Genomic DNA, 4755 nt, shown 5'->3' with positions numbered 1-4755 from the left:
TTCGGGTCGGCGACGTTGAGCGCGTAGAGGATCTCGACGCTGCTGATGTTGAAGTGCTCCTCGTTCGTCAGGCTGAACGAGACGGTCACGTGGCCGGTCGCCTGGTCAACACTCGCCTGCAGGTTTGCCACGGCGAGCTGGTAGGTAGTCTCTTCGCTGGTGTTGTCGCCGAGGTTCAGGATCACGCCAGGGCTGGCGTGCCCGCTGTACGCCCACCAGGCTATGGCCGCGAACAGCACCACAAGCCCGATTGTTACGAGCTGCCTTTCCTTCTTTCTCAACTTAACACACCTCCAAGGTCTTTAATCTTGTCAAGGAGCGTGGAAAGCTTGTCAATCCAGCCCGAAACGTCGAGCTTGTCAAAGAACGAAAGGCTGTTCAGCACAAAGTTAGAGACGCTGTCCGGCAGGTAGCCGGCCTTTGCGAGGTAGTAAATCCCCGCAACCACTATCGCGACAAATACGAGCGTTCTGATGAGGTTCTTGAGCAGGATGAAGCCCACTACTGCTATTATTCCGACTACAATCAGAGCGTTAACGTCCATACGCACTCCTCCCCCTCATGCTTAGTCCTGCGAGGATTCCAGCGATTCCGAAGCCAGTTACGCCCTTCACGAGCTCGAGGGCGGTTGCTTGTGGGTTTGAAGTTATTGCGAGCATTGCAATACTGCCAATGGTGAGGAACGCGGCCGCGTCCCACAGTCCCCAACTGTCCAGGTCTGCGATCCTGTAGACTGCGAGGCCGATTAAGGCCGATGGAATGAAGAGCGCCCAAAATCCCGTGAGGCCGAAGAGGCCGGCTACTGAAGTCATTGCGCCGCTGAAGTGGAAAATGCAGAGGAGGTAAGCGATGAGGGCTGCTGCAATCCTGCCGAGCATTGTGAGTCACCTCAGAGCAGTATTGCGATTAGGTTTGAGATGAAGGGCAGGCTGAAGGCTGTATCGAGGTATTTGCCCCCTGTCGCAACTGTGGCCGCAATCCAGAGGAACGCTACCAACTCATCATCTCCCGTCTCTGGTGCTACAATGTACAGTGCATAGGTCGCCGCGGCGAGGAGAACTCCAGTGTTGTAGGCTCCAACCGTCATTGAGATAGTACCTGTCATGAAGTAAAGTACTGCAACGAAACCGATTCCTGCGATTAGTAGGCTCATGATGACCTTGTTAACTCCATACTTTGAGCCGTAGGCGAAACCGAGAAACTCATAGTCCATTTTGTCGGAGAGCTTGTCCAGCACTTCGATGGCAATGATGACGTAGATTGGAGTCATGGCAACTGCTTCAACGTACTGGTTCACTGTGATGTTCTGGTCAGTGGCCCATCTCAGGACAAAGCCGCCTATCAGGCCTACCAGCACCAGTTTGATGAGATAATTCACGTTGTTCAACTTCTTCATATCAACCAAGAGCACCACCTCCGAGGAGTGTCGCAACGGCCATCTGGAAGAGCGAGATGGCCGGGAATATTGCCAGGTGTGCACCGCCAGTCACTATGGTCTCTGCAATCCAGAGCCAGAGGAGCCACTCGCTGGTTCCGGTATTCGGCAGGAGGACGATGAGAGCCACGAGGGCCGAAGCGACGAGGGTGGCTGGAGTTACCGCGGCGAGGTTCAGCGTGATGGTCCCTGCCAGGAGCCAGGTGAACATCATGAAGAAGACGAACACTGCTCCAAACGCGAATACGAGCTTTGAAAGCCCGCTCTTGCCCCTGCCAAGCATTCTGTTGTAGAGTTTGCCGGTATCGAGACCGTAGTCGAAGAGCATTGCGAGAAGTATTCCGGCGAGTGGAATGCTAGCGTAGGCGGCGTTGAATTCTGCTATCGTGACGCTCTTCTCCTGCGCGTACCAGGCGATTGCTGCCATTATTCCAGTGGTTGCTATTCTGAAGCCTAGCTTGTTGAAAAAGAAATTCTCGGCCCGTTCTCCAAACCCGGGCCGCTCCTCATTCTTGTTTGCGTTCCCCACTTTTCACCACCTCACCAAAACTTGAGCTTGTCAATAAGTCCCCCCAACAAGTGTTCCCCAACGAATTTGCCGGAGAACCATCCCACGAGGATGACCAATCCAAGGATCGAGCCTATTGGCCCAAGGAATTGTCTGCCGAACCAGGTAACCGCCGCTGCAATGATTATCACGAGGACATCCACAAGTGTCAATCCGAAGGGTAACTGTATCCCGTTCTGGAGGAATCCATAGATGTCAAAGTGTGGTTCGTACTGTTTTGCGAGGGCCTCAATGTTCTGCGCCTGCTCGGCATTCCATTCTGCATGCTCCTTGAGCCCATTGGTTGCTTTTATTGCTGCGTTAAGCCAGAAGTCGCCAGCATCTTCCATTTTTCTGGCATAGTTCAGCCAGTTAAGTGCCCACTTCCCGTCTTTGCCCTTTTTCACTTCGTCAAGATACTTGTCGAGGCCCTTCTCTGCATTCTCATATGCTGACTTTGCCCTCTTTGCGTACTCAATGCCTTCAGGAATATTCATTGTCTCAGCCTTTGCCCGGAGCTCGTCTGCCTGGAGTTTCTTCTTTTCAAGTTCCTGCTTGATGGTATTCACGAGCTGTTGGGCCGCTTGAATGTCTGCCTCAGTGACTTGGGACTTGTTTGTCAACCCAACGAGAGGCCTTATCCTGCTGTCCTTGAACGCGATCTCAATGTTTTCCTGAACAGAGACCTTTGGAACAACCATGTACCAGACGGGGATTTTGATTCCATCATCACGCGTGAGCTCGAGGTAAGCCAGGCCCGCGACAACGTAGTCTATTGTGTCGTTTGTTGAGGTGTACTTAACGGGTAGGCCTAGTTCATAGGAGGTGGTGAAGTCGGTCATTTTAGTGGACTTGGTGTAGGCTATTTCCCAAGTTTGTCCGCCTTTGATAATTCTCGCAACGGCAATCCTGAAGTCATCACCAAAAACTGGTGGTTTTCCGTTGATTTTTGTTAGCGGGTCAAAGTAATCTGGAACGGCTTCAAAGATGAACTTCCAGTTTGCCGTTGAGTCCATTACGTGGATTGGTGTCGCCATACTGATGACTTCAAAGTTAGACAGAGCTCCATAGAGCCGCTGCTGGAAGATTTGATACATTTCCACGTACTCAGAGTTCAACAGGCTCTTTGGGGCACTTGCAGTTAAATTGCCCCACTGTCCAAAGTCGGGGACTCCAGAGGTGTGCATATAGGCGCTAGTGGTTTCGCCAGTAACGTCTGTGTCGACTATGTCCGAGAGGATATAGCATGTTGAAGTGTTACTGTCATAGACATGCTCCTTACTTCCAGCAAGGTTGTCACACTCTGCTTGACTGTCTGCGGTCTTCCACTCCCACATTTCTCTTTGTGCATCAATCTCGACCCCGATTTCAAAACGTGGCACTACTGCGTTTGTTAGGTTGTGATATACTGCCCTGTTGAAGGTTCCGGAGTAAACTGCGCTTTTTACGAGGTATGCGTAATCATCAGGCACTTTTAGGACGGTTCCAAGAACAAATTCGTCACCGTTGAGGAGGGGAACGTCGTCTCCAGACCATGACCACGTCCTCGTCCAGATTTTCTGCCCGGTTTCAGTGTTTATGACGTAAACTTTAACACTGTGCAGGTGCAAGTAGGCCCAATCTGGTTTTTTCTTATCGACAGTTATCTTGATTTGGACTGGAAACGCACTGAAACCGTAGATTTTGTCTGGACCGTACACTTGAACCTTCAGATCTCCGAGCGACCCTGACTGCTGGTAGTCATAGCTCACAAAATCACTCATCAGCATCTGCGTGTACTTGGCGAGCTGCTTGTACGCTTCCTGCTGTGCCTCCTTGGAGAGCTTTAGCCACTCTTCATAGTCCCTTCCATTTACTACATCTTCCGTTGTTGCGTTTTTATTGGCGGTTTCTCCTAGTGTAGTTGCTTTTTTCTCCTCTCCCCCACCGTGAGTTACACCGTATGTAATCCCTGCCCCTGCAAGAAATGCTATTACCGCTACCACAAGAAGCACTGGAACCAAGCGATGAATTACAAATCTCTTTAGTTTCTTTGTGTTAATCTCAAAAAAGGGTGTAGAAATCGGGAGGTTGATATTCATATGCTCACCTCCTCCTCAGCGCCCAAACCACTCCTCCAAGGACGAGGAGGCCCGCGAGGACGTAGAGTATCGTCTTTCCGCTGTTGCTTCCGCCGCCGAAGAGCGTGAATCCTGAACCCTCAGAGATGCTCACTGCAACCTTGTCGGAGAATACGGTAGCGTTGCCCTGCATGACGGCAACGTTCAGCTCGTAGGCGTCGTAGGTGAGGTCTTCCGGCACGGCGAAGGCTATTGAAACATCCTTTTCAGTCAATGGAGCAACGCTGATGCTCTGGTTTATCTCGCTCGGCAGGAAGCCGCCAGAGACCTTGATGGTGTAGTACTGGACATCGCTCGATGGGTTCTTGAGGTGGAGCGTGATGACTCCCTCGCCGCCTTTCTCGACGGTAATGGTCTTCGTCTTGAGGGTAATCGCAGGGTTCACCTGGATGGAGTAGACGGCAGTCTTGCCGTTCCAGGTGAGTTCAAGTGTATAGGAGCCTTCACTCGGGACATTGACCGTGAAAGTGTGGGCCTCATACGGACTGAAGGCATAAGAATCGCTCCAGACTTCATTGCCTTGGCTGTCCTTCAGAACCGCAGTGATTAGATAGCTCTGTCCAGAACTTTCCGAGATGCGAAGCTCATTCGTGCCCACTTGCCACTCCGAGGGCATCTGGACGCTGAACGGGAGCGGCTCGACGGTGTAAGTC

General features: G+C 51.7%; 5 protein-coding genes and 2 pseudogenes. All 7 read right to left on the bottom strand.

The genetic code is table 11. From position 1 onward, the window contains the following. Positions 1-281, bottom strand: a pseudogene (locus E3E28_RS10590) (hypothetical protein); the annotation flags it as partial. After that, positions 278-544, bottom strand: a complete 267-nt coding sequence (locus tag E3E28_RS10585; RefSeq protein ID WP_167889331.1) for a hypothetical protein — start codon at positions 542-544, stop codon at positions 278-280. The gene E3E28_RS10585 and the pseudogene E3E28_RS10590, both read right to left, overlap by 4 nt. Beyond that, on the bottom strand, positions 534-878 hold the full coding sequence (locus E3E28_RS10580; RefSeq protein ID WP_167895477.1) for a hypothetical protein: 345 nt from the start codon (positions 876-878) through the stop codon (positions 534-536). The genes E3E28_RS10585 and E3E28_RS10580 overlap by 11 nt, the downstream gene beginning before the upstream one ends. An 11-nt stretch (positions 879-889) precedes the next feature. Further along, entirely contained in the window at positions 890-1396 is a 507-nt protein-coding gene (locus E3E28_RS10575) for a hypothetical protein (RefSeq protein WP_240911861.1), read from the bottom strand. Between the two features lies 1 nt (position 1397). Next, a complete protein-coding gene (locus E3E28_RS10570; protein ID WP_206203900.1) occupies positions 1398-1862 on the bottom strand; it encodes a hypothetical protein in 465 nt (154 codons plus the stop codon). A gap of 113 nt (positions 1863-1975) precedes the next feature. Further along, on the bottom strand, positions 1976-4063 hold the full coding sequence (locus E3E28_RS10565) for a hypothetical protein (protein ID WP_167889328.1): 2088 nt from the start codon (positions 4061-4063) through the stop codon (positions 1976-1978). A 4-nt stretch (positions 4064-4067) separates the two neighbouring features. Next, a pseudogene (locus E3E28_RS10560) lies at positions 4068-4755 on the bottom strand (hypothetical protein); the annotation flags it as partial.

Source organism: Thermococcus sp. 21S9 (assembly GCF_012027635.1).
GTDB lineage: Archaea > Methanobacteriota_B > Thermococci > Thermococcales > Thermococcaceae > Thermococcus.
The sequence above is the reverse complement of the archived record's forward strand: the minus strand, read 5'-3'. Positions and strand labels throughout refer to the sequence as shown.